Below are 22,729 nucleotides of genomic sequence, written 5' to 3'. Positions count from 1 at the left end.
GTGTTCCCGGCACGCGCGCTCCGGATCTCGGGCACACTGTCCTGTACGGACGCCGCCCCGCCGACGGCGCCGCGACCCCCCGTCGCGGCGTTCCCGGCCGCCGGGCCGCGTCCGCCCACCAGAGGGCACCGGTCGGGCACCGTCCGCCGCGGCCTCGCCGCGAGAGGAGGCGCACCGTCACCCCCGTCACCCGAGCACGCCTGATCGCCGCTGCCGCGGCGGTGGCCCTCGTCCCCGGTCTGCTGTACCCGCTCGTCGGTCCCTGGGTCCTGCTGTGGGCCCCGGTCGTCCTGCTGTGCCTGGCGGCCTACCTGTCGCGTTCCGGCGGAGCGGAGGGGCGGTCCGGGGCCTCGGACCCGCCCGGGCCGGAGGCGGGGCCGGGGGCCGAGGGGCCCGTTGGCGCGCGGGGCACGCGGATCCGCCCCGTGGCGCTTCCGAGCGCCGTCGCCGACCACGACCTGTACTTCTCCGCGACGGTCCACTGGCGCTGGTCCGGCCATGTGGACCTGGGCCTGCGCAACCCGGTCGCCCCGGCGGTCCTCGCCGTCGTCACGCGGGCGTCGGACCTGGTCAGCGGGACCGACCCCGCACGTGAGGGAACGGCCGAGTGCGAACTGGCCGCCCTGCTCGCGGTGGAGAAGGCCGTCCTGGGCAGCGGGATCGTGGTGTGGGCGGAGGACGTGAGCCTGCGGCTGGCGGACGAGGACGCGGAGCGGCTGCGACGCCTCTCCGCGCTGCGCAAGGACGCTGCGCTGCGCGACGCGATACGCGACGCCGAGGAGGAGCTGGAGGAGGCCGCGGGGGTTCCTCCGACGCGCCCGGGCGTGTACCCGTTCGGGGAGGCCGACCCCCTGGACGCGCCGTTCGGCGAGGGGGGCGGCGTCGCCGATCCGGTCGGGGCGCCGGACGGGCACGCGCTCGGCGACGGGCCGCCGCAGCCCGCCGGGCCGGGCAACGACGTCGACAGCGAGGGCTTCGAGAGCTACTGGTGGCCCGCCGAGACAGAGGGCCATGAGGCGGCCGAACGCGACGTCCAGGTCGCGATCATCCGGAGCCTGGTCGACGCCGTCGAGGACGAGGCCGCCCGGGCCGAGTTCGCGCGCGAGCAGGTGCGGGTCCTGGGGCTCGGCGGCTTCGACGACGTGGCGGTCCGCGTCCGGGAGGCGTTTCCCGGGCTCGACGGCGGCACGGAGCAGCGCACCGGCTCCTTCGACGCGCCCCGCTGAGAGGGGTTCCCGCCCCGGACCGCCGGGGGACGGGCCCCGGGCGCCGGCGCGGCAGAAAATCTCGCGAGGGCGCGGGAGTCGGCCATGGGGGCTCCGAGCTGCGGGGATTCCGTCCGGACCCCCTTCTCCGACGGGTTCGTGTGCGACGCCGTACGAGCTTTCCTCAAAGAAACCGCATCATTACCACACGTTGGGGTAGCTAGGCAGATGAGCATGAAAAAAGTATCTTTTTCGTGATTATTTCTCCCTTCCGTACCGCGCGTTCCCCGTGAGGACGGCGAGAAGGCGCAAGGCACCGCTCACGGAGCGCGGCCCGGCGTCCTCCGACCGGCGAGGGCCCGCGGGCCCCGCCGACGGTGGGAGCGCGGTCGGCGCACTGCGGGGGCCGAGGACCGGGACGGACCCGGCAGGGAGCCCCCGGGAGAACGACCACGGCGCCCTCCGGCGCCGCGACGGGGTGACCGCGCCCGGGAGATCTGCGGTGACGACGCCGCCACGAACCGACCGAGACAGCGCGGCTCCGCGCTGACGAGGAGGAGAACCGTGATGAGGAACCCCCTGAGGAAGGCCAGGAACCTGACCGCCAAGTGGGCTCCGCCGGCGCGACGGCGGCCCGCCGCCCGCACACCCCTGGCACGCGGACGCAATCCGCTGGCGCCGGGGCGCAACCCGCTGGCCCGTGGAGGCGGCCCCCTGGGGCGGCCCGGCCGCCCCGTGCGGACGCCCGGCCCCGTGAACCCGCTGCGGTTCCCTGCCGGCAGGACCCCTCCGCGCGGCCGCCGGCCCCGCAGGAGCCCCCTCAGCTGGCTCAGCGGCCTCGCCCGGAGCCGAAGGATTCGGTGACCCCGGGGGCGACGCCGCACCGGACTTCCCGCGTTCGGGTGCCCGCCCGGCACACTGAGGCCGAACACAGCGGGAAGGCACGGCCCCGCACGGTAGCGACCGTGCGGGGCCGTCCCGCGTCCCCGTCCCCGGGACCTCCCGCCCGTGCGTCGGCACGGCCCGGCCGCCCGCGGGACCCCCGCCGGCCCCGCGGATCCCCGCGGGGCCGGCGCGGGAGCGCCCGGGGTCAGGCGCGGGGCAGGGTCGGCCTCGGACGTCCGCCGGCCCCCAGCGTGCGGGTCAGGTAGTCGCCGAAGCCCCCGCGGGCGCGCGGGTCCGGCCTGGCGGAGGTCGTCACGGCCAGGTCGAGGGGGCGTCGGACGCGGTAGCCCGCGGCCTCCAGCGCCGTCACCAGCGCGAGGTCCTCGGAACAGGGCAGGGGCGGGAAGCCGCCGACGTCGCTGTAGGCCGACGCCCGGACGCCGAGGTTGGCCCCGTGGACGTGGGGGTGCGTCCCGCCCCTGTCGCGCGGGTACACCCGCTCGAAGCGCTGCCCGGACCCCGGCTCCCGGGAGGACCAGTCCCGCACCGCGACGGTCCCGACGACGGCGTCGCAGTCACGGGCGTGCCGGAGCTGCTCGGCGATCCAGTGCCGGGGCACGAGCGTGTCGGCGTCGGTGACGGCCAGCCAGACCGCGTCCAGGTCGGTGCGACCCACCAGGCGGAGGGCGTGTCCCGCGCCGGTCCGGCGGGCCGCGCCCACGTTCCGGTGGTCGGCGGCCACCACGTGCGCCCCCGCGGCCCGGGCGACCGACGCTGTCCGGTCGGTGCAGGCGTCGGCGACCACCACCACGTGCCGTTCGCGGAGCGGGACGTCCGAGGCGTCCAGCGCCGCGCCGACCGACCTCAGGCAGTCGCCGAGGAGCAGCTCCTCCTGGTGGGCCGGGACCACCACCGCGAGACCCCGGATCACACCAGCCCCCCGGCCCGGGCGACGGACACCGGACCCCCGGCCTCCGGGGCCTGGTACAGGTCCAGGAGGAAGTCCTCCTCGACGTGCTCGACCACCCGCTCCAGCCCGGGGACGGCGGCCAGGGCCCGGTGCGCGTCGTCTCCGGAGCGCGCGTGCTCGGGCACGTGGTGGCGCCAGTGGACGGCCAGGACGGTCCCGCCCGGACCGAGGGACTCCCTTGTCCGGTCCAGGACCGAGGCCAGGTCCCCGTCGTCGAAGTAGTAGAGCAGTTCGGAGAGGACCACGAGGTCGAACGGGCCCTCGGGCCACTCCGAGGGGATCCGGGCGCACCGCACGAGGACGTTCCCGGCGCCCGCCGACTCCTCGCGTGCCAGGGCCGCAGCCTCGGCCGACCCCTCCCAGGCCAGGACCCGGTCGCAGCGCGACGCGAGGTCCCCGGTCAGCAAACCGATCGAACAACCCGGCTCGAACGCGCGCCCGTAGCGCTCCCGCGTCAGGGCGGCCGTGCTCAGGGCGCGCTTGCGCCGCTCGTACCACCGGGACCGGAACCCCCACGGGTCGTCGGAGGAGGAGTACATCGCGTCGAAGTAGGCTCCGTCGACCGTCACGTGAACACCACCTCGTGGTCGCGGGCGAAGTGGGCCAGCATCGAGGGCTCCAGGATCGCCCGGTCCGCCTCGCCGGGACCGATCGGGGCGACCTGCGTGGTGAAGGCGCGGAGCGCGGCGCCCTTCCTGCGCCGGACGTCCCGGGACAGGTCCAGGCGGCTCGCCCGGTCCCACGGGACGCCCGTGTCGCCCGGCCGCCTCCAGTGCCACGTCCAGACCGGGTAGGACACGGAGCGGATTCCGAGCGTGCGGGCGGCGTGCAGGGAGGCGCGGCCGACCGCCTCGTGGTCGGGGTGCGGATCGCCCTCCCAGGGCGCCACGCAGAGGTCCGCGCCGACGCAGAGGTCCGCCAGCCGCCGGGCGAGCTCCTGCTCGTAGACGCCCACGCCGCCGTCGGGCAGGCCCAGGCGCTCGACCCCGGACCCGGCCGCGCCGAGGGCCGCCAGCGCGTCCGCGCGCTCGGCCGCGCGCCGCGCCACGAGCCGGTCCTGCGTGAACACGGTGCTGCCCGGGTGCGAGGCCTCCCCGTCGGTCACCGCCACGATCCGGAGGCGCGCTCCGGAGGCGGCGAGCACGGCGAGCCCGCCGCCGAACCCGAGCGTCTCGTCGTCGGGGTGCGGCGCGACGACGACCGCCTCGCGCACCCCTTCGAGGTCCAGGGCAGGAAGGCGGTCCAGGCCCTTCCACCGGACCCACTCCTCCTCGGGCGTACCGGTGTCCTCCGCCGGACGCGCCGGCGCTCCTTCAGTGGTCATCCCCGTCTCCTCTCGTCTGCGCCGCGAGCGCCCCCAGCGCGGCCAGGTCCCGGTCGGCGTGGTGCTGGCGGACGTACACCGCGAGGTCGGCCGTGGCCCGCGCGTAGGCGGGGTCGCCCGCGAGCGGTCCGGCCCCCAGGGCCTCCCCCGTCCGCCGGAGCACACCGGCGCAGGCCTCGGCGACGACCGCGCGCACCCTCGCGGCGAGCACGGCGCCGCGGGCGGCGTCCAGGGGGTGGTCGTCGATCTCGCGGGCGGCGCGGCGCAGCACCGACTCCGCGGAGTACAGGTCCCGGTCCACCGCGCCGTACGCGCTGAGCACGTGCGGACCGGCGCCCTCCGGCCCGGCGCGGTCGGCCAGGGGCCGCGCCACGGCCAGGGCGCCCCCGTACCAGCAGGCGGCGACCCCTGCGCCGCCGTGGTGGAACCCCGGCCTGTCCAGGTAGTCGCCGGGACCGCCGACCGGTTCGGCCGCCACCCCGTCGAAGCGGACGGTGAGCGTGTCGCTGGCCTCCATGCCCGCCGACGCCCAGGTGTCCGCCAACGGCTCCGCGCCCGCGGTCCCGGCCGCGAACAGGGCCCGTCGCCCGTCCTCGAGCTCGGCACTGACCAGGGCGTGGGTGCAGACGTGGGCCCCGGAGCAGAAGGGTTTGGTCCCGTACAGCCTCCAACGGCCGCCCGACCCGCGCGCCGTCAGGGTCGCGCCGGGGGGATGCGCGGCCCACACACCCCACACGTCACCGGGTTCGGGGGCGGGGCCGTCCAGGTCGGCCAGGATCGCGACGGCGTCGGCATGGCCCTCGGCCAGCCGGGCCAGGGAGAGGTCCTCACGGGCGAGGTCGCGCAGGCGCTCCCAGCGCGCCCACGTGGCGCCGCCGCCGGGGAGCGGCAGGTCCAGCCCGCCCGAGGCGGTCTCCGCCACCAGCCTGGCGGCGACGCGGTCCCCGTGCCGCTCCTCGTGCCCGCCCCCCGTCGTGTCCGGTCCGTTCCCGTCCACTGCCTCTGACGTTTTCACCAGGTCATGCCCCCTCGGTGCCGTGTGGGCCGGACCGCCGCGCCGGACACGCCGAAGCCCGGCCGGGAGACCGGCCGGGCTTGCCGTCCGCGAAGTTCGCGACGGGGCCCGCTCTGCTGTGCGGCCCTACTTCTTGGCCTCTTCGAGCCTGAGCGCCACCCCGAGCGCGAAAAAGGTCGGCGCCCACTCACCGACGAACAGGCCCTTGCGCTCGGCCGCGTCCTTGCCGGCGTCCTCCTTCTTCTTGGAGGCCAACCACGTCAGAATGGTCAGGCCGATGGACGCTGCGCCCGCGCAGTAGGCCATTTCGGAGGTGACGCCCAGTTCGGACAGCTTGCGGATCATGTCGTCTCCCTTGTGGTCGCGGACCTTGCTCGTGCCGCACTCGTGCCGCTGCCCGGGTCCTCGCCGGGACAAACCCAAGGGAGTGCGAGGAATGCCGTGGGGGACCGGGACGACCGCGTGCGGCGCCGCCTCCGCAACGGGGCGGAGCACCGCCGGGAAGGGCCCGGAACCCCCGTTCCGGCGGGCCCCGGCGGGGAGCGTGGCATCCTGGGAGCGACAGGAGCCCGCCCGAGGAGGAACCCCACCGCATGAGCATCGACGCGCGCCAGGCCCGGACGACTCCCGTCCTCGGGTCGCTCGCCGAGCCCACGAGCCTCCGCTCCCGGGTGACCCAGGTGCTGCGCGAGGCCATGGTCGCCGGGGAGCTCGCACCCGACACCATCTACTCGGCCCCGGCGCTGGCCGAACGCCTCGGCGTCTCGGCCACCCCGGTCCGGGAGGCCATGATGGAGCTGACCCGGGAGGGCCTCGTCGAGACGATCCGGCACCGCGGGTACCGGGTGGTCGAACTCGGCGACGTCGCGCTCGACGAGATCATCGAGCTGCGAGCCCTCATCGAGGTCCCGACCGTCGGCCGTGTCGCCGGGACGGCCACTGCCGAGCAGGTCGCCCGGCTGCGCCCGCTCGCGGACCGGCTCACGGAGACCGCCGAGTCGGGGGAGCTCCGGGAGTTCGTCGCCGCCGACACGGCCTTCCACCTCCAGCTGCTCGCCATCGCGGGCAACGCCCGGATCGTCGAGGAGGTGCGGCGCCTGCGCGGCATGTCGCGCCTGTCGGCGCTGCGCCGACTCCACCAGGAGGGGCGCCTCACCGCCACGGCCCGGGAGCACCACGCCCTGCTGGACCGTGTCGAGGCCCGCGACGCCCCGGGCGCGGAGGCGCTCATGAGGCACCACCTCGGGCACGTGCGCGGGGTCTGGGCGGGCCTTCCCGAGTCCTGACACGGCCTCCGCGACAGCGGCGGTCCGGGAACCGGCAGGTCACGAGGGTTTGCTTAAGTGCAATGTGAAATTGTACGTTGCACTAGTCCCCATCGTGAGGCCCACGTCACGTCGGCCCCCACCCCCAGGAGTTGTGCGTGTCACCGCAACAGTCCACGGTCGGAAAACCGGCCACCAACCGCCGGGTGCTCATCGGCAGCCTCAGCGGCAGCACCATCGAGTGGTTCGACTTCTTCCTCTACGCGACAGCCGCCGCGCTGATCTTCGACAAGCAGTTCTTCCCCAACGACGACCCCCTGATCTCGTTGATGCTGTCGTACCTGTCGCTGTCGCTGACCTTCTTCATCCGGCCGTTCGGCGGCATCGTCTTCTCCCACATCGGCGACCGCATCGGCCGCAAGAAGACCCTCGTCATCACGCTGTCGCTCATGGGCGGCGCCACCGTGGCGATCGGCCTGCTGCCCAACTACGACCAGGTCGGCGTCCTCGCCCCGGTCCTGCTGATCCTCTGCCGCGTGGTCCAGGGCCTGGCGATCGGCGGCGAGTGGGGCGGCGCCCTCCTCCTCGCCTACGAGTACGCGCCCGAGAACCGCCGGGGCTTCTTCGGCTCCGTGCCCCAGACCGGCATCACCATCGGCATGCTGATGTCCACGGTCGCCTTCGCGCTCGTGAGCCTCATGCCCGCGGCCGCGTTCGAGTCCTGGGGCTGGCGCATCCCGTTCGTCGCCAGCGTCGTCCTCGTCTTCGTCGGCCTGTGGATCCGCAAGGGCCTCGCCGAGACCCCGGCGTTCCGCGAGGCCAAGGAGAGCGGCGACGTCGCCAAGCTGCCGATCATCGACACGCTGCGCGACCACTGGCGTTCCGTGCTCGTGGCCGTCGGCGCCAAGGTCGTCGAGACCGCGCCGTTCTACATCTTCGCGACGTTCGTCGTCAGCTACGCCACGGGCACGCTCGACATGGAGCAGTCCGTCGTCCTCAACGCCGTGAGCGCCGGGGCCCTCGTCAGCACCTTCGGCATCCTGCTCATGGGCAGGCTCTCCGACCGGCTCGGCCGCCCCGCCGTGTTCCTCGGGGGCGCGGTGCTCATCGCCGCCTTCGCGGCCCCCTTCTTCCTGCTGCTCGACCTCCGGATGGACTGGGCCGTGTACGCGGCCGTCGTGATCAGCCTCGGCCTCGTGTGGCCCCCGGTCACCGCGACCCTCGGCACCCTGACCTCGGAGATCTTCACGACGCGCGTCCGCTACACCGGTGTGACCCTCGGCTACCAGGTCGGCGCGGCCCTCGCCGGCGGCACCGCGCCGCTCCTGGCGACATGGCTGCTCGCCCGGTTCGACGGCGCCTGGTGGCCCATCGCCGCATACCTGGTGGTCCTGGCGGCCATCTCGATCTGCGCGGTCTCGCTCTCCGGGCGGATCGTGCGCAAGGAGTCCGCGGCGATCGCCGCCAGAGAGAACGACAAGGTGACCCCATGAACCCCGCACCCGCCGGCCTGCCCCTCGTCGACGCGGAGGAGGTCCGCGCCCGGATCAGCCCCTCGCGCGCACGGGAACTGGTCGAGAGCGCTCTGCTCGACGGCTTCGACCCGGCCGGGGACCCGGCCCGCGCCCACGCCCCGGCAGGGGAGGGCCACCTGCTGCTCATGCCCTCGACACTGGGGGAGTGGGTCGGCGTCAAGATCGCGTCCGTGTCCCCGGACAACCCCGGGCGCGGGCTCCCGCGGATCCAGGCCGTCTACATGCTCATGGACGCGCGGACGCTGACACCGCGCCTGCTCGTCGACGGCGTCGCCCTCACCTCGCTGCGCACACCGGCCACCTCCGCCGTGGCCGCCGACCGGCTCGCCGCGCCCGAGGCCTCCCGGCTCGTCGTGTTCGGGACCGGTCCGCAGGCCGTCTCGCACACACTGGCGATCGCGGGGATCCGGGACCTCGCCGACGTCCGGCTGGTCGGCCGCACCCCCGGCAAGGTCGCGTCCGCCCTCGCCGAGATCGCGGCGCACGGCATCACGGCGGAGGCCGGCACCGCCGCCGACGTCGCGGACGCCGACATCGTCGTGTGCGCGACGTCCGCCGCCGAGCCCCTGTTCGACGGCTCCCTCGTCCGCGACGGCGCCTGCGTGGTCGCCATCGGCTCCCACGAACCGGACCGCCGCGAACTCGACGCGGCACTGATGGGACGCTCCCACGTCGTCGTCGAGGAGCGCGGCGCCGCGCTGCGCGAGTGCGGCGACGTCGTGCTCGCGATCGGCGAGGGGACGCTCACCGCAGGGGACCTCGTCGGCCTCGCACCCCTCGTGCGCGGGGAGGCGCACCGCAGCACCGACCGCCCCAACGTGTTCAAGGGGTCCGGTATGTCCTGGCAGGACCTCGCCGTGGCGGTGGGCGTGGCCCCCGCCCGCTGAGCCGATGGCGCCGGGGGCGGGCACGGCGCCGCCTCCGGCCCGCGGGGACGGGCGGAGGGCGCCCGGCCGGTCAGCGGCCGGTGTGGCCCCCCGTGCCGCGGGGCAGGGTTCCCGACATGCGGGAACCCGAACGCACCGCCGACGGCCGCCACGTCGTGATCGGCGGCCGGCGGTGGCGGGCGAGCGACCCCGACCTGCCGGACGGGGTGCGCGAGGACCTGGTCGGCCACCTGATGTCGGCCCGCAGGGACGTGGCGGCGGCTCTGCGCTCGCGGGATCCCGGCGCGGAGCGGCTGGCCCGGACCCGCGTGGCCTGGGCCAAGGAGGGCCTGGGCGAACGCGGGACCCCCTGGTGGGAGCTCACCGGTGACGAGCGCCGGAGCCGTTGGGAGGAGGCGCTGCGCCGCCTCGGCGGCCGGGGGCCGGCGGGGGCGCCGCCCTGAGCCGCCCCGGGCGTGGGACGCACCGCAGGGGAACACCGGGGCTGGGCCGTAGGGCATGTCCTGAGCAGGGAGAACGGTTTTCCCGGCGGCGGTCGCGGGTACAGGGGGCGGACACACCCGCGCTTCACGAGCGGCGGTGAACAGGGCGTTCGGTGCGGGTGTTCGCGCCATGGACGACGAGCGGACCGCAACCCCGGGAGGGCGGGGGACCGCCGGGTGCGCGGACCACGCAGAAGGGTGCCGACACGGTGAACCAGAGTCCCCAGGAGACCGGCAAGGGCAAGGAGCCGACCACGCGCTCCGGCGGCAGGAGAACAGGGAAGGGCGATGCCCCGGACGAGGGGAGCGCGAAGCCGGGGACCGCGCGGGCGAGGCGGTCCGACGGTGCGGAGGAGGAGTTGCGGCCCCGCCCGGAGGACATCGACCGGGAGTCCGGCAGAGAGGAGACGGACGTGCTCCTCGACGTGCCGGTCCTGAAGGTCGACGAGATCGAGCTCGAGGTCGAGAACCTCCTGGCCTCCGTCTCGCTCCAGGCCGAGGTGCTGGACCTGCTCAAACTGAAGGTGGGGGCGGACGTCGAACTCGGCCGCGTCCACCTCAACATCAAGGGCGTCGAGGCCCAGGCCCTGCTCAAGGTCCGGCTCGACAACGTCCGGGACATCATCACCCGGGTGCTGCAGACCATCGACGCGAACCCGCAGATCCTCGAGCAGGTGACCCGGGGCGTGGGGACCTCGCTCGAGCAGGTCGCGGGCGGCGCGGGACAGGCCGTGGGAGCCCTGGGCCGGGGCGCCGGAGGCGCCGTGGAGGGCGTGGGCCGGGGCGCGGGGAAGGCCGTGGAGGACGTCGGCGCCGGTGCGGGGACCGCGGTCGGGGAGGTCGGCGCGGGAGCCGGAAGCGCGGTCGAGGAGGTCGGCGCGGGGGCGGGGAAGGCGACGGAGGGCGTCGGCAGGGGCGCGGGCAGCGCGGTCGAGGACGCCGGGGCCGCCGCGAAGGACGTCGGCAGGGGCGCGGGCAGCGCGGCGAAGAGCACCGGCAAGGGTGCCGGGAGTGCCGCGAAGGGCGCCGGGACCGCGGCGAAGGATGCGGCCAAGGGTGCCGGGACCGCGGCCAAGGGTGCCGGCAAGAGCGCCGGGACCGCGGCGAAGAGTACAGGGAAGGGCGCCGGGGGTGCGGCCAAGGGCACCGGCGGCAGGGCCCGGAAGTAGGGTCCGGGGCCGCCCGGCCCGGCGGACGCGAACCCGACCGGCGGCAGACGGGGGTGGAGACCATGGGTGACCGGAAGCGAACCGAGTACGACGTGGAGATCAGCGCCTCCGTGACCGCGGACGAGCTGGTCTTCCAGGAGGCCCCGGAGGTCGTGTCCCGGCCCTGGGGGGAGCCGAACCAGGAGGGGACCGCCGGCAGCGACCGCTCGGGGCTTCCCCGGCCCGTCACGACCGGGGTCGTCTACGAGGACATCCGCGCCGACTACCGGCTCGCCAGCCGCATCCGCCCGCCCGGGGAGCCGTCCGAGGACGACGCCGACGAGGGGTGAGCCCCGGGAGGCCGTCCCGGCGGGAGCCGGAGGCGACCGGGCCCGCCCCGCGACGCCCGGCCGGAGCGGGGCGGCGGAAGGAACGCCCGACCATCGATGCCGAGGTGTGGGCGTTTTCCGGCTTTCCGAAAATGGCCTGTGGATAAAGGGGTTTCTGTCGAAGGCGGATTCCCGCCGGACGTGGAGTGCTGTCCGACCGCCCCGGTCCGTGTTCCGGACGCCGTGCTTCCACGACCCGCCTCCGTTCTGCCCGGGAATGACGGCGGGGAGGCGGAACGGACACAAGCGCCCCGCTTCTCGGGGCGACCGCCGTGTCGTGGCGGACCCGCCGGAGCGGCCGGGGGCAGGGACGCCCCTCCCCCGCGAGGCGCTGTCGCGGAGGGCGTGTGTCCACGCACCCCGGGAAGCAGCTGATTTTCGGGCCGACGCGAAGCGCAGTTCGATGGTCGCCGATTAAAGGTCGATCATGAGTTCGATTTCTTCTGCGTGGAGGTCGTTTCGGGTGGCGCCGTGTTTCCGGTGGTAGTAATTCTGTTTTTGGTCCGTATTTATGCCGCTGGGATTTGTGGGACGCTGCGGGAATTTGATAACTTCCTGGTTGTCGGAGCGGGGCCCGCATGTCCCGCCCGTATTCTTTTTCGGTCATAGTCGGAATGTGTAGGCACCCCCCGTCATGCGTCGTTCCCTGCCCCGTGCGACGACGGCCTGTGCGATTTTCGCCCTGGTCCTCTCGCTGCTGGCCGCCGCCCCGGTCGCGGCCGACGATGGGGCCCCGACCGCCGGTGGGACGGGCGCCTCCGGGGAGCGCGGCGCCCGAGAGGAGCTGAGCGGAGCTCGGGGGAGCGCCGCCCCGGCCGACGAGGGCCCGCGGCCGACCGGCTCCGATGCCGACGGCGCTCCCGACCCCGGGCGCTCCGGCGGTGACCGGACCGAGACCGGGAATTCCGCGTGGACCTACGTCGACCGGGCCTTCCCCGACCGGTCCTACGGCGGCGCCGAGACCGCCAGCGTGGGCACGGGGCGCCTCGCCTGGGACCGCGTCTACACCCGCAGGGCCCTGTTCCGGTTCCCGGTCGCGCCCGGCCCCGGCGCCGCCGTCGACTCCGCGGTGCTCCGCACCGAGGTGGTGTGGTCCTACGACTGCGACAGCACCTCCTACGCGCAGGTGCACCGGGTCGACCCCTTCGACGGAGGGGTCACCTGGAACGACCAGCCCGAGGCCCGCGCCCTGCTCGACACCCGGAGCATCACGGGAGGGCGGGCCGCCTGCCCCGTGGACGGGGGCGTGGAGTTCGACGTCACCGAGGCCTACCGGTGGGCCGTGGACAACGGGGAGTCCCACCTCCACCTCCGGCTCGGTGAACGCGACGAGTCCGGAACCGCGGCCTGGCTCCGCTTCGACGTCGGGAGCGCCCCGCCGGTGCTGGTGGTCGACCACGGCACGCCGCGGTACCCGGGCAAGGCGGTCGGCCCGGCCGGGCGCACGGGCAGCCTCCCGCGCGGGGTTGCGGACGCCGGGCCGGGCGGGGACCGCGCCGCCGTCCACGACGAGAACTCCCCCGTCCCCTCACCGGACCGGTCCGCGGGAGGGCCCGGCCTTCCCGGAGGCACCGTCCCCGGGGTCGTGGGAAGCGATGTCGCACGTGTCCCCGGCCCCGGCGCCGCGGACCGCCTCCGGAGCGGGGGTGGGCGGGTCCGTCCCCGGCGGGGGGAACGGGCCGTGCGCCCGGCCGCTCCGCGCAGCCGCCGACCGCGGGGCGGGGGTACGTCCACCCCGGCTCGCGGGCCTCCGGTTCGCCCGGTCGGAAACCGCTCCCCGGTTCACCGACCACGGAGAACCGGTTGACGGACGACGGCACCCGTCCCTCCCGGTGCGGAATCCGGTTGGGCGGAGGTACGCACCGGCGGCAGCCCGAGGGGTCGGGCAGGCCGCTCTCCGAGCGCCGCGGCGGGCGGGGCACGGAAGCGGTCAGGGAACCGTCGTCGCCGCACCGGCCACAAGACGCGGTGGCCGCCTGCGGTGACGGCACGGTGGCGCCGAGAGGAGAGATGCCCGTCCCGAAACCGGACGCATCTACGGCAGAGCCCGGCAGGGGGCTCTGCCGCCGGAAGCCGCGGCGGTCCGGAACCGCCTGTGCGCGTGGGCACCGCACAGGAGGACTCCGGGCCGCCACCGGCATGCGCGGAGATCGGACGGGGCCCCGCACGGGGACAGGAAAGGTCGCTCCGGAGGGCGAGGAGTCGAGCGTGGTCGCCGTGCGCGCGGATGGTCAGCCCACGCCGGTGAACAGCACGACGTTCGCCGCCACGTAGATCACGGTCGCCACCCCCAGGCCGAGGAGCATCACCCAGGCGGCGGGCCTCCTCCTGCTCAGGTGCACGATCGACCAGACGGTGACGATCAGCCAGACCACCCACGGCGAGAAGATCATCAGTGGGACGGCCGTGTCGACGGCGGCGCCGCAGTCGCTTCCACAGCTCGCGGTCGCCATGACCGAGAAAAAGCCCCAGGCACTCGTTCCGAGGCACACCAGCGGCGCGAGGCAGATGAGGACGATCGTGATCGCCTTGTCCGCGGGCGACCCCTGTCGGCGCTGCGGCGCCGCTCCAGGCCGGGAACCGGGCCGGGGGGAGTTCGGGGGGACGCCGAAGGGGGGTGCATGGGACATGGGCGTCATCCTGCCACGTGTGGGGATCGACGACCAGCGCGGCCGGCTCCGGTTCTCGGGCCGGACGGGGTGGCCGCTGCTTCCCACGGACACGGGAGAGGCCCTGACCTCTGCGCTTTCGCGCTGGTCAGGGCCTCTCTCCTGTGGGGTGAGTGACGGGACTTGAACCCGCGACTTCTTGGACCACAACCAAGTGCTCTACCGGCTGAGCTACACCCACCACGTTCGCCTGGCCTCGCGGCCCTGCGTACGTATGAAATCTTAGCGGACTCCGGGGAGTGCTTCGATCAGTTTTCCGCCGTGGCGTCCCCGGAGGCCCCGTCGCGGGGCTTGAGCCCGTTGCCCCCGGCGATCACCTCGGACGCGACGGCGCGTGCCTCGGCCGAGCTGGGACCGGGTTCGGGCACGAACGCGGTGGCGCGGAAGTAGCGCAGCTCACGGATGCTCTCGGTGATGTCGGCGAGCGCCCGGTGCCCGCCGTTCTTGTCGGGGCTCGCGTAGTACACGCGCGGGTACCAGCGCCGCAGCAGTTCCTTGATGGAGGAGACGTCCACCATCCGGTAGTGGAGGAACTCGTCGATGCGCTTCATGTCGCGGGCGAGGAAGGTGCGGTCCGTGGCGATGGAGTTGCCGCACAGCGGGGCCTTGCGGGGCTCGGTCACGTACCGGCGGATGTGCTCCAGGACCATGTCCTCGGCCTCGTGCAGGGTGACGCCCTTGTCCAGCACCTCCAGCAGGCCGGACTTGGTGTGCATGTCGCGGACGAAGTCGCCCATGGCGTCCAGTGCGGCCTGCGGCGGTCTGATCACGACGTCGACGCCCTCGTCGAGGACGTTGAGCTCACCGTCGGTGATCAGACAGGCCACCTCGATCAGCGCGTCGTTCTCGAAGTCGAGGCCCGTCATCTCGCAGTCGATCCACACCAAACTGTCATTCATACCGGTCAGCTTAGAGGTTGTGGGAAGTGCCGGGGATGACGGAGGGGCGGCCGGGCCCGTGGCCCGACCGCCCCTGGGGCCGGGTCAGTCCCAGACCAGGCCGCTGACGCCGAAGACGGCGTCCATCCAGTCGTAGACGCCCCAGAACTGGACGTAGGCCAAGCCGAGGACGACCACCAGGATCAGGAGGAAGAAGAAGCAGCCGCATCCGCAGCCGCGTCCGCAGCCGCCCTTCTTCTTCCTCTGCGACTGCGGGGGCGCCTGCGGGGGCTGCTGCGGGTACAGGCCGCCGGGCGGCCGGCCCGACCCCCTCTGCGGCTGCTGGTGGCCCCCGCCCATCGGCGGCTGCCCGCCGGGCACGCCGGCACGGGGGTACCCGGGCGGCGGCCCCTGGGGAGGGCGGTTCATGTGCTGAGGGGGCGGCATGGGGGGACCCTGGTGGGGGTGCCCGCCCATGTTCGGGTTTCCCATCTGCTGCGGCGGGTACCCGGGCGGCGGGTAACCGCCCTGGTGGTGCGCCGGGGGGAAGCCGGGCTGGGGGCCCGACGGCGGGATCTGCGGGCCGGAGCGCTGGTGCGGCGGGAAGCCGCTCGGGTACGGCCCGGAGGGGGAGCCCGGCGGAACGGCGTGCCCCGGCTGCGGACCGGAGAGGGGCGGGACGCCGGGATGCTGCTGCGTGGGCGCCTGCTGCGCCCCGGAGGGCTGGCTTCCCGGGACCTGCTGTCCCGGCGGCTGCTGTCCGGGGGCGTACCCCTGGGCCTGCTGGTCCGGAGCCGGCGAGGGCCAGGGCTGTCCGGGCTGCGGTTCGCCGGGCACGGCCGCGGCGGCGCCCGGAGCCTGGCCGGGGGGCTGCGGCCGGGGGTTGCGGGCCTGCTCCTCGGCGAGGCGCGCGGCCTCCTCCCGGAGTTCGGCCTCCTTGCGGACGCGCTCCTCCTCGCGCTGCTTGGCGGCCTCCTCCTCGGCCTTGCGGCGCTGCTCCTTGCGCTCCTCGGACAGGTCCGCCCAGCCCTCCTTGAGGCTTCCCAGGAACTTGTTGAACTTGCCGCCCTTGCCCTCGGGGTCCTCGTTGTTCCCGGCCCCCGAGAACATCGGGTCGGAGGGGTCGAACACCGCGGTTCCGGAGGGCTCCGGGGCGGACGGCGTGAACACGGCGGTGGCGGGGGCGTCGGAGGAGGGGGTGAACACCGCCGTCTGCGGGGCGGGGCGGATGTCGTCGTCGGTGAGGTTGGCCGTGGGGATGTCGTCGTCGCCGAGGTCCGCGGTGGGCGTCTCGTCCTGGTCCCGGCCGGAGGCGTCGCCGGGGCCCACGCGCATGGTCGCGCCGACGCCGCTCAGGTCGGCGGTCGGCTCCTCGTCCGCGCCGGGGCCGCGCACGTCGGCGGTGGGCGTCTCGTCATCGGAGGCGCCGTGGACCCAGGAGGGGTTGATGCGCACGGTGCCGGGGTCGTCGCCGACCGGGGCCGGGGCCGCCGGGGCGGAGGCGCTCTGGGCCCAGGACGGGTCGATGCGCACGGTGCCGGGGTCCTCGCCGATCGGCGCGGGGGTGGGGGGCGCCGGGTTCTGGCCGGACGGCCCGGAGGCGTCCTGGGCCCAGGAGGGGTTGATGCGCATGGTGCTGGGCTCGTCGTCCGCCGGGGCGGGGGGCCCGGAGGCGCCCTGGACCCACGACGGGTCGATCCGCATGGTGCTGGGCTCGTCCTCGACCGGAGCGGGCGCCGCCGCCGCGGAGCCCAGCCGGACGGTCCCGGCCTCCTCCTCGTCCGGGGCGGCGGAACCCCCCCGGTCGGGAGCGCCCAGGAACGCTGTGGCGGCCCCCTCGTCGTCCTGGCCGCCGGCACCGCCCTGGAGTTCGCTCAGGGAACGGGTATGCCGCGTCCACTCCTCGCCGTTCCACCATCTGAGCGTCTGCGCGTCGCCTCGCGGGTCCGCGTACCAACCCGGCTCGATAGATCCACCCATGGGCGACAGACTAAGGGGTGGAGGAGCGGCGCTCGACCAGTGGTACCCGGTCCCATGTGCCCGGGGGTGTACGGATCACGACCCCGTCGCCCTCCGTGTCCGAGTCGTCGCCCGGAGTTGCCCTGTGGTGCCTGTTCCCGGTGCCGGACGGTCGGGGCGGGCCCCGGCCGACAGCAGGCAGGCGGTGTCCAGCCTCCCCGGCCCCTTGGCGGACGAACCCGGGACCTGGTCGTGGCCGAAGTGGCCGCCCCGGGCCCACGCACGGGCCGCGACCTCGGCCTTGGGGCCCTCGGACCCGGGGCGGCCGGCGGGCCACGCGCGGCGCACCCCCCAGGAGTCCAGCCACAGCAGCAGCGGGGCCAGGCCGAGCATCGGCCCGTCCGTGAACGGGGTCTCCCGGAAGGCCACCACCGACACCACCAGGCACACCCGGCCCTCGTGCCCGTGGTCGAGGTGCTGCTCGTACAGGTCGGTGCCGCCCAGCTGCACACCGACGCGCCTGGTCGCCGCCAGCGTCTGGACGGTCTCGCCGGTCAGCGGGTTCCAGACGAGGTGCGTCGCGCGGCCCTCGTCCACCAGCCGTCGCGCCTCCTCGTGCGCGGACCACGAACCGGGGTCGGAGCCGGTCACCGTCCACACGGCGCGCGGGGCCCCGGTGCCGGGGGGTGTTCGGGTGGCCCCGCCGTCGAGTCTCGCGGCACCGGGCATCCACGCCTTCGCCATGGCACTCCCAATCGGGTCGTCGTGTGGCCGGGCCCGACGCCGGACGGGTCGGACGGCCCGGGCACGCCGACCGCGGGGCACGCGTCCCGGGGGAGGGGCCGGGCGCCGGGGGGCGTTCCCCGGCTCCTCCCTGAGTACGCCAACCCGGGGGAGAAGTCCATATCCCCTTCGCCCTAGGACAGGGTCTTGTCACCCCCAGTCACCCCGGGGGCCGTGCGCGGGGCGGCCCGGACGCGGTTCGCACCGCTGCCGGCCGCCCCTGCCCCGCCGGGGCGGGGACCGCTTACTCGGCCCCGGGGTCGTCCTCCGTGAGCCGCAGGGAGAACGCCTGGAGGAAGATGTCGCCGATCTCGGTGGGGTCCTCCGTCATGTACGCGGCGCCGCCCGTGGCGGCGGCGATCTCCTGGAGCGGTTCCAGGTTCTGCACGTCCGGCCCGAACGCGATCGTGATGATCGGGATGGGGCGCGAGGGGCTCGCCATGCCGTCGATCTGCGCCATCAGCTCGTCGAGCTCCATGCCGCCGGGGTTGTCGTTGTCCCCGTCGGTGAGCATGAGGATGACGTTGGTCCGGTCGGGCCGGTAGGTACGGGACATCTCCTGGTAGGCGGCCAGGTAGGTCTCGTACAGCGCGGTGTCGCCCTGCGGGCGGGGCCGGAGCCCGGCCAGCGCGCCGGCGATGGCGTCGCGGTGCTCGGTCCCGCCGTCCCCCGCGGCCTGGAGTTCGCGGACTGGCGCCAGCTCCTGGTAGTGCAGGTTGTTGTTGACGTCGGTGGAGAACTCCCACAGGCCCAGTTCCGAGGTGGGCGTGAACATCTGGAGGCCCTCCGTCGCGGCCGCGCCCGTCACCTGCATACGGGTCATCCCCGTCCCGGGCACCTCGGCGAGCATCGACCCGGAGACGTCCACGATCGCGAGCACCCGGGAGTCCATCTTGAGCTGGTTCCACGACCGGGTCAGATCGGTGACGGCCCCGTCGGAGGGGACGGGCAGCTCCTCCGGGGCGTCCTCGGCGAAGCCGACGTCCTCGGTGAGCACGGCGGGGTCCATCTGGTCGTCGGGGCCGCGGAACCCCTGCGCGAGCAGGTGGGGGAGGGCCTCGTCCGAGCGCACCGCCTCCCGGAACACCTCGGCGGCGCGGGTGATGTCGCTGTCCTCGCTGCGCACCACGTACGGGTAGTCGAGGTAGTAGGTGCCGCCCTCCAGGTAGTTGGCGCGGGCGGAGGCCTCCTCGTGCGCCGCGTTGTAGCGCCACACGGCCTGCTCGGACATCACCATCGCGGGCGGCGAGTCGGCCTGGCCGCCGCTCAGGGCCAGGAACGCGGCGTCCTCGTCGGAGGAGGCCCCCTGGTGGAGTGCCTGGAGGGCGGCCGTCATGTGGGCGTTGAAGGTGTCGGCGTCGGGGCTCGACCGCTCCAGCGCGGACTGCAGCAGGGAGAGGGTGCTCAGGCCGGTGGAGCTGCGGGCGGGGTCGACGACGCGCACGCTGCGCTCGGACGCCTCGCCGGGGGCGGAGGTGGGGATGACGTCGGCCCAGGCGAGGGGGGCCTCCCCGTCGGCGAACTCGGCGAGTTCGGCCAGGACCAGCGGGGACCGGGCCACGGAGGTGCCGGTCTCGGTGATGACGGCGTCCCCGGCCTGGCTCTGGACCAGGCGGGGCCACATGGAGGAGTCGGGGATCCACACGTCGGACTCGGTGTCGCCCATGGTGGCTCCCGAACCGGTGATCTGGTAGGCGACGTTGGCGGAGTCGACCTGGCGCACCTCGGCCCGGACACAGCGCCCGTCCACCCGGTTCTCCCCGGCGTTGAAGTCCGAGGCGACCTGGTCGACGGCGGGGGCGAGCTCGGGGCTGACGGCCACGTCGAGCGCGATGTCGGAGCCGCCGCATCCGTCGGACTCGCCGAACATGTACACGCCCGCGGCGGTGAGGCCGAGCACGATCACCAGGGCGGCGGCCAGGGCCACGAAGGCCCCGCCCCGGCCGCGCCGGCGTCTGGCCCGGTTGGAGGGCTCTTCTGCGTATCTTCCGCGGTGACGTCCCACAGCTTTCCTCACGGGGTGGTGTACGGACGGGGGCGCCGTACAGGGGGAGACATGTCGGCTCGGGGGCGACCGGCCCGGGACGGGCCGCGCGTACCGGTCCGCCTCGGGAGCGAACCGGCCACCTGTGTGTTACTGGTGGGAACGGTACTCAACCGCCCGGACCGGGTGGCGGCCGGGCGGGCCGGTGGCGACCGGTCGACGCGGGGGTGTACCGGGGGTGAACCTGAGCTCAGTGCCGGTCGCCCCGGGGTATCGGGCGGCCGTTCCGGGAACCGGGTTTTCGGGAGCGCTCGGGCTGAAACCCGATTCCGATATCCAATCGAGACCATCGGGCGCTGTCGTCGCCGGCGCCGACCGGGGAGCGCCCCGGGCCAGCGCCGACACGGGCACGGCCTCAGTTGTCGCAGTCGGGAACGCACAGCCGGCGTGAGATCGAGCTGAGGAAGATGTCGCCGATCTCGTCCGGGTCGTCGGTCACGAAAGCCGAGCCGCTCGTCGCGTCGGCGACCTGCCTCAGCTCCGCCTCCTCCGCCTGGGACCCGAAGGCGATGATGAACATGCTGACCGGCCGCTCGGGGTCGAACCGGTCCTGCAGCGCCGCCACGAGCTCCGCGTGCGAGATGTCGCTGGATCCCTCGTCCTGTCCGGCGGTGAGCAGGATGACGCTGTTGATCTTGTCCTCGTGGTAGGCGTCCTGGACCTCGTCGTAGGCGGCCAGGACGTTGTCGTACAGGCGCGAGCCGCCGCCGCGCACCTCGACGCCCTCGGCCACGGAGGTGAGCTCCTGGCGGCGGGTCGAGTCCCCGTCGCCGTCCGAGGTGCCCAGCGGGTGCATGTCGGCGGACTCCTCGCGGCCCTCCTCCCCGTACGCGTCCGACATCAGCCACAGGCCCATGTCGGTCTCGTCGGGGAACAGCGACAGGCCCAGCAGGGCCGCCTGGAGGGCGGCCTCCATCCGGGTCGGTCCGCCGGCGCCGTCGAGGTCGTCCGCCATGTTGGCCGAGACGTCGGCCAGGACCAGCGTGCGGCTGGGCATCGACAGGCGGTTCCAGTCGGTGACCGAGGCCAGCAGGGCGTCCCCGGTCAGGTCCTCGTGGGTGGCGGGCTCCTCGGGGATCAGCCCGGGCCGGTCGGCGAGGGCGGACGAGGCCCTCCCGTCGGGGTCGCGGAACCCCAGGTCGCGCAGGCGCGAGCGGTAGGCGTCGTCGCGCAGCACCTCGTACAGGTCCGCCGCCGCGGACCGCAGCGCCTCCTCGTCGGTGGTGGTGACGTAGGGGTAGTCGAGGCTGACCGTCCCCTCGGCCGGGTAGTGGGCGGCCAGCTGGGGCGCCGACTCCGCGCGGTCCCGGTTGTAGGACACCACCGCCTGCTCGGGGACGACGATCACCGGGTCCGGGCGCTCCGCGGAGGCCTCCGACCCCGTGTAGAAGGTGGCGAGGTCGATCTCGCCGAACGCGCTGTCCGTCTGCACGTCGCGCACGAAGTCGGTCATGGCGGTGTCCGCCCCGTCCCCGGCGCCCAGGTGGCGGCGCACGGCGTGCATGACCGTCATCCCGTCGGCCCCGCGGTTGGGGTCGACCATGACCAGCGGGCGGTCGGGCTCCCGGCCGTCGGGCAGGACCGCGGTCCAGCTGGTGTCGCCGGGGTCGGGCATGCCCTCGGTCCGCTCGGGGGCGGCGAGGACCACGGGGGAGGACGCCAGGGACGGCGGATCGGTCCCGATGCCCGGGGTTCCGCCCCCCGACACGCGGGCCAGCTCGACCCACGCCGACGACTCGGGCACCCACACGTGCGGGGCGATGGTGGAGTCGGCCGCCCGTCCGCCGGTCAGCGCGGTCATGATGCGGTGCGGAGCGATCTCGTCCACCTGCGCGTACACGCACGCGCCGCCGTAACCGGGACGGTCGGCGTTGAACTCGGTGGCGGCCTCCCGCAGCACGGGGGCGATGCTCTGGGTCGCCGACACGCGCAGGTAGCGGGTTTCGCCGCAACCGAGCGAGTTCAGGGCGACCGGAACCGCGATCGCGGCAACGGCGACGGTCGCGACGACGGCGGCGGTGATCCCCAGCGGCGACCTGAACGCACCGCGGGCGGTCCGGCCGGTCGGGGAGGGATGACGGTGGCGTCCACTGGACACGGGCACTCCGGGGGTGTGGCGGTGTCCGGCTTCCGACCGGCGGCCGCCCGGAAGCCGGGTGGGTGCGAGGGGAGGCCGCGGGGGTGGCGTCCCGCACCCGCGGTAGGGGAAAGGGGCGAACCATCGCGCGTCGGCCGGCGTCCCACAGGGTGGAGACGAACGACCGCGCCCTGGGGTGCGAACGATTCTTCACCTGGACCCTACTCGTTGGTAACGGTGAAGCGGAAGGGGCGGACCGGAGGCGTGGGAGCCCCGGAGACGCCGGATCGGGGTGATCGCTTTGTTACGGTGCTCTCGGAGGAGTGCTCCGCACCGCCCGCTAAGCTTGGGCCCCGCCCCTGGCGTCCACCCCGACTCACACTCCCCGGTGGACGACTCGTGACCAACCGACCCCCGAGGGTTTTTGGTATGTCCCCATCGCACCGTGACCACCGGAGCCGAGGAACAATCGGCACCGCCATGCTCGCCGGCGCCTGCTGCGTCGGCGCGATCGCCTACGGAGTGGTCGTCGGTCCGTCGATGATGCCGCCGCAGGACGTGCAGGCCACCACCGCGATGACCCCCGACGCAGGCCCGGCCGCCCCCGAGCCCGAGCCCGAGGAGGTGGCGGAGCCCGGGCCGGTCGGCTACCTCCAGATCCAGCTGAGCGACCGCGACCGCGCCTGGGTGCAGACGCTGCGCTGCACCGGCGTCGTCGAGGAGGACCCGGCCACCTGCGCCGACCTGGCCCTGGCCGCCGTCGAGTTCCAGGGCAGGACCGAGGGCGCGGAGGGTTCCGAGGAGGAGCTGGAGGAGGCCCTGGCCGGGGTCGAGGCCGAGCCCACCACCGCCGCGGACCCGGGCGGGGAGCAGTTGTTCACCGAGGTCGGCGAGGGCACCGTCTGCACCGACAAGGTGTACGGCCAGGAGGAGGCCACCGTCGTGGGCACCTGGGAGGGCCAGGAGGTCGAGACGACGCTCACCCGCAAGGGCTCCTGCGAGGAGGCGCGCTGGCAGCGGCTGCGCGCCCTCACCGACCAGATCGGCTGACCCCTCCCGCGCCACCCGGGCTCCGGCCCGTCCGGTGCCTCCTGCGCGCCGGCGGCCGGTCCGGCGCCCGGCGCCTCCGCGCGGCCGGGGCCGCAGACCCCCCGGGGCGGGCGGCCCGCCGCCCGGGTCGGACCCGCGTCCCGGAGCAGGGGATAATCCCGTCC

The 22,729-nt window shown here is 74.6% G+C and carries 20 protein-coding genes and 1 tRNA gene; 9 read left to right on the top strand and 12 right to left on the bottom strand.

The window, feature by feature from the left end:
• Positions 1-221: 221 nt before the first annotated feature.
• On the top strand, positions 222-1,226 hold the full coding sequence (locus tag ACQPYD_RS25815) for a hypothetical protein (protein ID WP_433698079.1): 1,005 nt from the start codon (positions 222-224) through the stop codon (positions 1,224-1,226).
• A gap of 1,069 nt (positions 1,227-2,295) precedes the next feature.
• Here the strand turns inward: ACQPYD_RS25815 and ACQPYD_RS25810 are convergent.
• The 5 genes from ACQPYD_RS25810 to ACQPYD_RS25790 form a co-directional block, all read right to left on the bottom strand.
• Complete coding sequence (locus tag ACQPYD_RS25810; protein WP_433698078.1) at positions 2,296-3,021, bottom strand: glycosyltransferase; 726 nt, start codon at positions 3,019-3,021, stop codon at positions 2,296-2,298.
• Positions 3,018-3,629, bottom strand: coding sequence for a methyltransferase domain-containing protein (locus ACQPYD_RS25805; RefSeq protein ID WP_433698077.1), 612 nt, complete (start codon positions 3,627-3,629; stop codon positions 3,018-3,020). The genes ACQPYD_RS25810 and ACQPYD_RS25805 overlap by 4 nt, the downstream gene beginning before the upstream one ends.
• Positions 3,626-4,384 (bottom strand): PIG-L deacetylase family protein, encoded by a 759-nt coding sequence (locus ACQPYD_RS25800; RefSeq protein WP_433698076.1) that lies wholly within the window; start codon positions 4,382-4,384, stop codon positions 3,626-3,628. Before ACQPYD_RS25800 ends, ACQPYD_RS25805 begins: the two co-directional genes overlap by 4 nt.
• A complete protein-coding gene (locus ACQPYD_RS25795; protein ID WP_433698075.1) occupies positions 4,374-5,381 on the bottom strand; it encodes an acyl-CoA dehydrogenase in 1,008 nt (335 codons plus the stop codon). The genes ACQPYD_RS25800 and ACQPYD_RS25795 overlap by 11 nt, the downstream gene beginning before the upstream one ends.
• A gap of 144 nt (positions 5,382-5,525) precedes the next feature.
• Positions 5,526-5,744 carry a hypothetical protein gene (locus tag ACQPYD_RS25790; RefSeq protein ID WP_267950482.1) on the bottom strand — a complete coding sequence of 73 codons (219 nt, stop codon included), beginning with the start codon at positions 5,742-5,744 and terminating at the stop codon, positions 5,526-5,528.
• Positions 5,745-5,992: 248 nt separating this feature from the next.
• Between ACQPYD_RS25790 and ACQPYD_RS25785 the strand changes: the two genes are divergently transcribed.
• The 7 genes from ACQPYD_RS25785 (at position 5,993) to ACQPYD_RS25755 (ending at position 12,912) form a co-directional block, all read left to right on the top strand.
• Complete coding sequence (locus ACQPYD_RS25785; protein ID WP_344097518.1) at positions 5,993-6,685, top strand: GntR family transcriptional regulator; 693 nt, start codon at positions 5,993-5,995, stop codon at positions 6,683-6,685.
• Between the two features lie 137 nt (positions 6,686-6,822).
• Positions 6,823-8,157: an MFS transporter gene (locus ACQPYD_RS25780; protein WP_433698074.1), complete on the top strand. Its 1,335-nt coding sequence runs from the start codon at positions 6,823-6,825 to the stop codon at positions 8,155-8,157.
• Positions 8,154-9,086: an ornithine cyclodeaminase family protein gene (locus tag ACQPYD_RS25775; RefSeq protein ID WP_433698073.1), complete on the top strand. Its 933-nt coding sequence runs from the start codon at positions 8,154-8,156 to the stop codon at positions 9,084-9,086. Before ACQPYD_RS25780 ends, ACQPYD_RS25775 begins: the two co-directional genes overlap by 4 nt.
• 116 nt (positions 9,087-9,202) lie before the next feature.
• Complete coding sequence (locus ACQPYD_RS25770) at positions 9,203-9,529, top strand: hypothetical protein (protein ID WP_433698072.1); 327 nt, start codon at positions 9,203-9,205, stop codon at positions 9,527-9,529.
• A 248-nt stretch (positions 9,530-9,777) separates the two neighbouring features.
• On the top strand, positions 9,778-10,737 hold the full coding sequence (locus ACQPYD_RS25765) for a hypothetical protein (RefSeq protein ID WP_433698071.1): 960 nt from the start codon (positions 9,778-9,780) through the stop codon (positions 10,735-10,737).
• A gap of 62 nt (positions 10,738-10,799) precedes the next feature.
• Positions 10,800-11,066, top strand: a complete 267-nt coding sequence (locus ACQPYD_RS25760; protein ID WP_433698070.1) for a hypothetical protein — start codon at positions 10,800-10,802, stop codon at positions 11,064-11,066.
• Positions 11,067-11,739: 673 nt separating this feature from the next.
• Positions 11,740-12,912 carry a DNRLRE domain-containing protein gene (locus tag ACQPYD_RS25755; protein WP_433698069.1) on the top strand — a complete coding sequence of 391 codons (1,173 nt, stop codon included), beginning with the start codon at positions 11,740-11,742 and terminating at the stop codon, positions 12,910-12,912.
• Between the two features lie 424 nt (positions 12,913-13,336).
• Here the strand turns inward: ACQPYD_RS25755 and ACQPYD_RS25750 are convergent, their stop codons facing one another.
• The 7 genes from ACQPYD_RS25750 to ACQPYD_RS25720 all read right to left on the bottom strand — a co-directional run bounded on the left by ACQPYD_RS25750 (position 13,337) and on the right by ACQPYD_RS25720 (position 21,536).
• Complete coding sequence (locus ACQPYD_RS25750; protein WP_433698068.1) at positions 13,337-13,735, bottom strand: hypothetical protein; 399 nt, start codon at positions 13,733-13,735, stop codon at positions 13,337-13,339.
• Between the two features lie 144 nt (positions 13,736-13,879).
• Positions 13,880-13,955: transfer RNA gene (locus ACQPYD_RS25745), tRNA-His, on the bottom strand.
• Positions 13,956-14,022: 67 nt separating this feature from the next.
• On the bottom strand, positions 14,023-14,673 hold the full coding sequence (orn, locus tag ACQPYD_RS25740) for an oligoribonuclease (protein WP_433698067.1): 651 nt from the start codon (positions 14,671-14,673) through the stop codon (positions 14,023-14,025).
• Positions 14,674-14,757: 84 nt separating this feature from the next.
• Positions 14,758-16,632, bottom strand: a complete 1,875-nt coding sequence (locus tag ACQPYD_RS25735) for a DUF2510 domain-containing protein (RefSeq protein WP_433698066.1) — start codon at positions 16,630-16,632, stop codon at positions 14,758-14,760.
• Between the two features lie 75 nt (positions 16,633-16,707).
• Positions 16,708-17,355 carry a hypothetical protein gene (locus ACQPYD_RS25730; RefSeq protein WP_433698065.1) on the bottom strand — a complete coding sequence of 216 codons (648 nt, stop codon included), beginning with the start codon at positions 17,353-17,355 and terminating at the stop codon, positions 16,708-16,710.
• A gap of 283 nt (positions 17,356-17,638) precedes the next feature.
• Positions 17,639-19,399 carry a substrate-binding and VWA domain-containing protein gene (locus tag ACQPYD_RS25725; RefSeq protein ID WP_433698064.1) on the bottom strand — a complete coding sequence of 587 codons (1,761 nt, stop codon included), beginning with the start codon at positions 19,397-19,399 and terminating at the stop codon, positions 17,639-17,641.
• A 394-nt stretch (positions 19,400-19,793) separates the two neighbouring features.
• Positions 19,794-21,536, bottom strand: coding sequence for a substrate-binding and VWA domain-containing protein (locus ACQPYD_RS25720; RefSeq protein ID WP_433698063.1), 1,743 nt, complete (start codon positions 21,534-21,536; stop codon positions 19,794-19,796).
• Positions 21,537-21,995: 459 nt separating this feature from the next.
• On the opposite strand from ACQPYD_RS25720, the gene ACQPYD_RS25715 reads away from it, so the two are divergent.
• Entirely contained in the window at positions 21,996-22,565 is a 570-nt protein-coding gene (locus ACQPYD_RS25715) for a hypothetical protein (RefSeq protein WP_433698062.1), read from the top strand.
• Positions 22,566-22,729 lie beyond the last annotated feature (164 nt).

The sequence above is a fragment of the Nocardiopsis sp. CA-288880 genome (assembly GCF_050955985.1).
In the GTDB taxonomy this organism is placed as follows: domain Bacteria; phylum Actinomycetota; class Actinomycetes; order Streptosporangiales; family Streptosporangiaceae; genus Nocardiopsis; species Nocardiopsis tropica.
This window is presented reverse-complemented; position numbering and strand designations above follow the sequence as displayed.

Coding starts and splice junctions, on each gene's coding strand:
- ACQPYD_RS25715 (WP_433698062.1), top strand. CDS start 21,996: ATGCTCGCCGGCGCCTGCTGCGTCGGCGCGATCGCCTACGGAGTGGTC.
- ACQPYD_RS25800 (WP_433698076.1), bottom strand. CDS start 4,384: ATGACCACTGAAGGAGCGCCGGCGCGTCCGGCGGAGGACACCGGTACG.
- ACQPYD_RS25775 (WP_433698073.1), top strand. CDS start 8,154: ATGAACCCCGCACCCGCCGGCCTGCCCCTCGTCGACGCGGAGGAGGTC.
- ACQPYD_RS25760 (WP_433698070.1), top strand. CDS start 10,800: ATGGGTGACCGGAAGCGAACCGAGTACGACGTGGAGATCAGCGCCTCC.
- ACQPYD_RS25730 (WP_433698065.1), bottom strand. CDS start 17,355: ATGGCGAAGGCGTGGATGCCCGGTGCCGCGAGACTCGACGGCGGGGCC.
- ACQPYD_RS25735 (WP_433698066.1), bottom strand. CDS start 16,632: ATGGGTGGATCTATCGAGCCGGGTTGGTACGCGGACCCGCGAGGCGAC.
- ACQPYD_RS25785 (WP_344097518.1), top strand. CDS start 5,993: ATGAGCATCGACGCGCGCCAGGCCCGGACGACTCCCGTCCTCGGGTCG.
- ACQPYD_RS25750 (WP_433698068.1), bottom strand. CDS start 13,735: ATGTCCCATGCACCCCCCTTCGGCGTCCCCCCGAACTCCCCCCGGCCC.
- ACQPYD_RS25755 (WP_433698069.1), top strand. CDS start 11,740: ATGCGTCGTTCCCTGCCCCGTGCGACGACGGCCTGTGCGATTTTCGCC.
- ACQPYD_RS25770 (WP_433698072.1), top strand. CDS start 9,203: ATGCGGGAACCCGAACGCACCGCCGACGGCCGCCACGTCGTGATCGGC.
- orn (WP_433698067.1), bottom strand. CDS start 14,673: ATGAATGACAGTTTGGTGTGGATCGACTGCGAGATGACGGGCCTCGAC.
- ACQPYD_RS25790 (WP_267950482.1), bottom strand. CDS start 5,744: ATGATCCGCAAGCTGTCCGAACTGGGCGTCACCTCCGAAATGGCCTAC.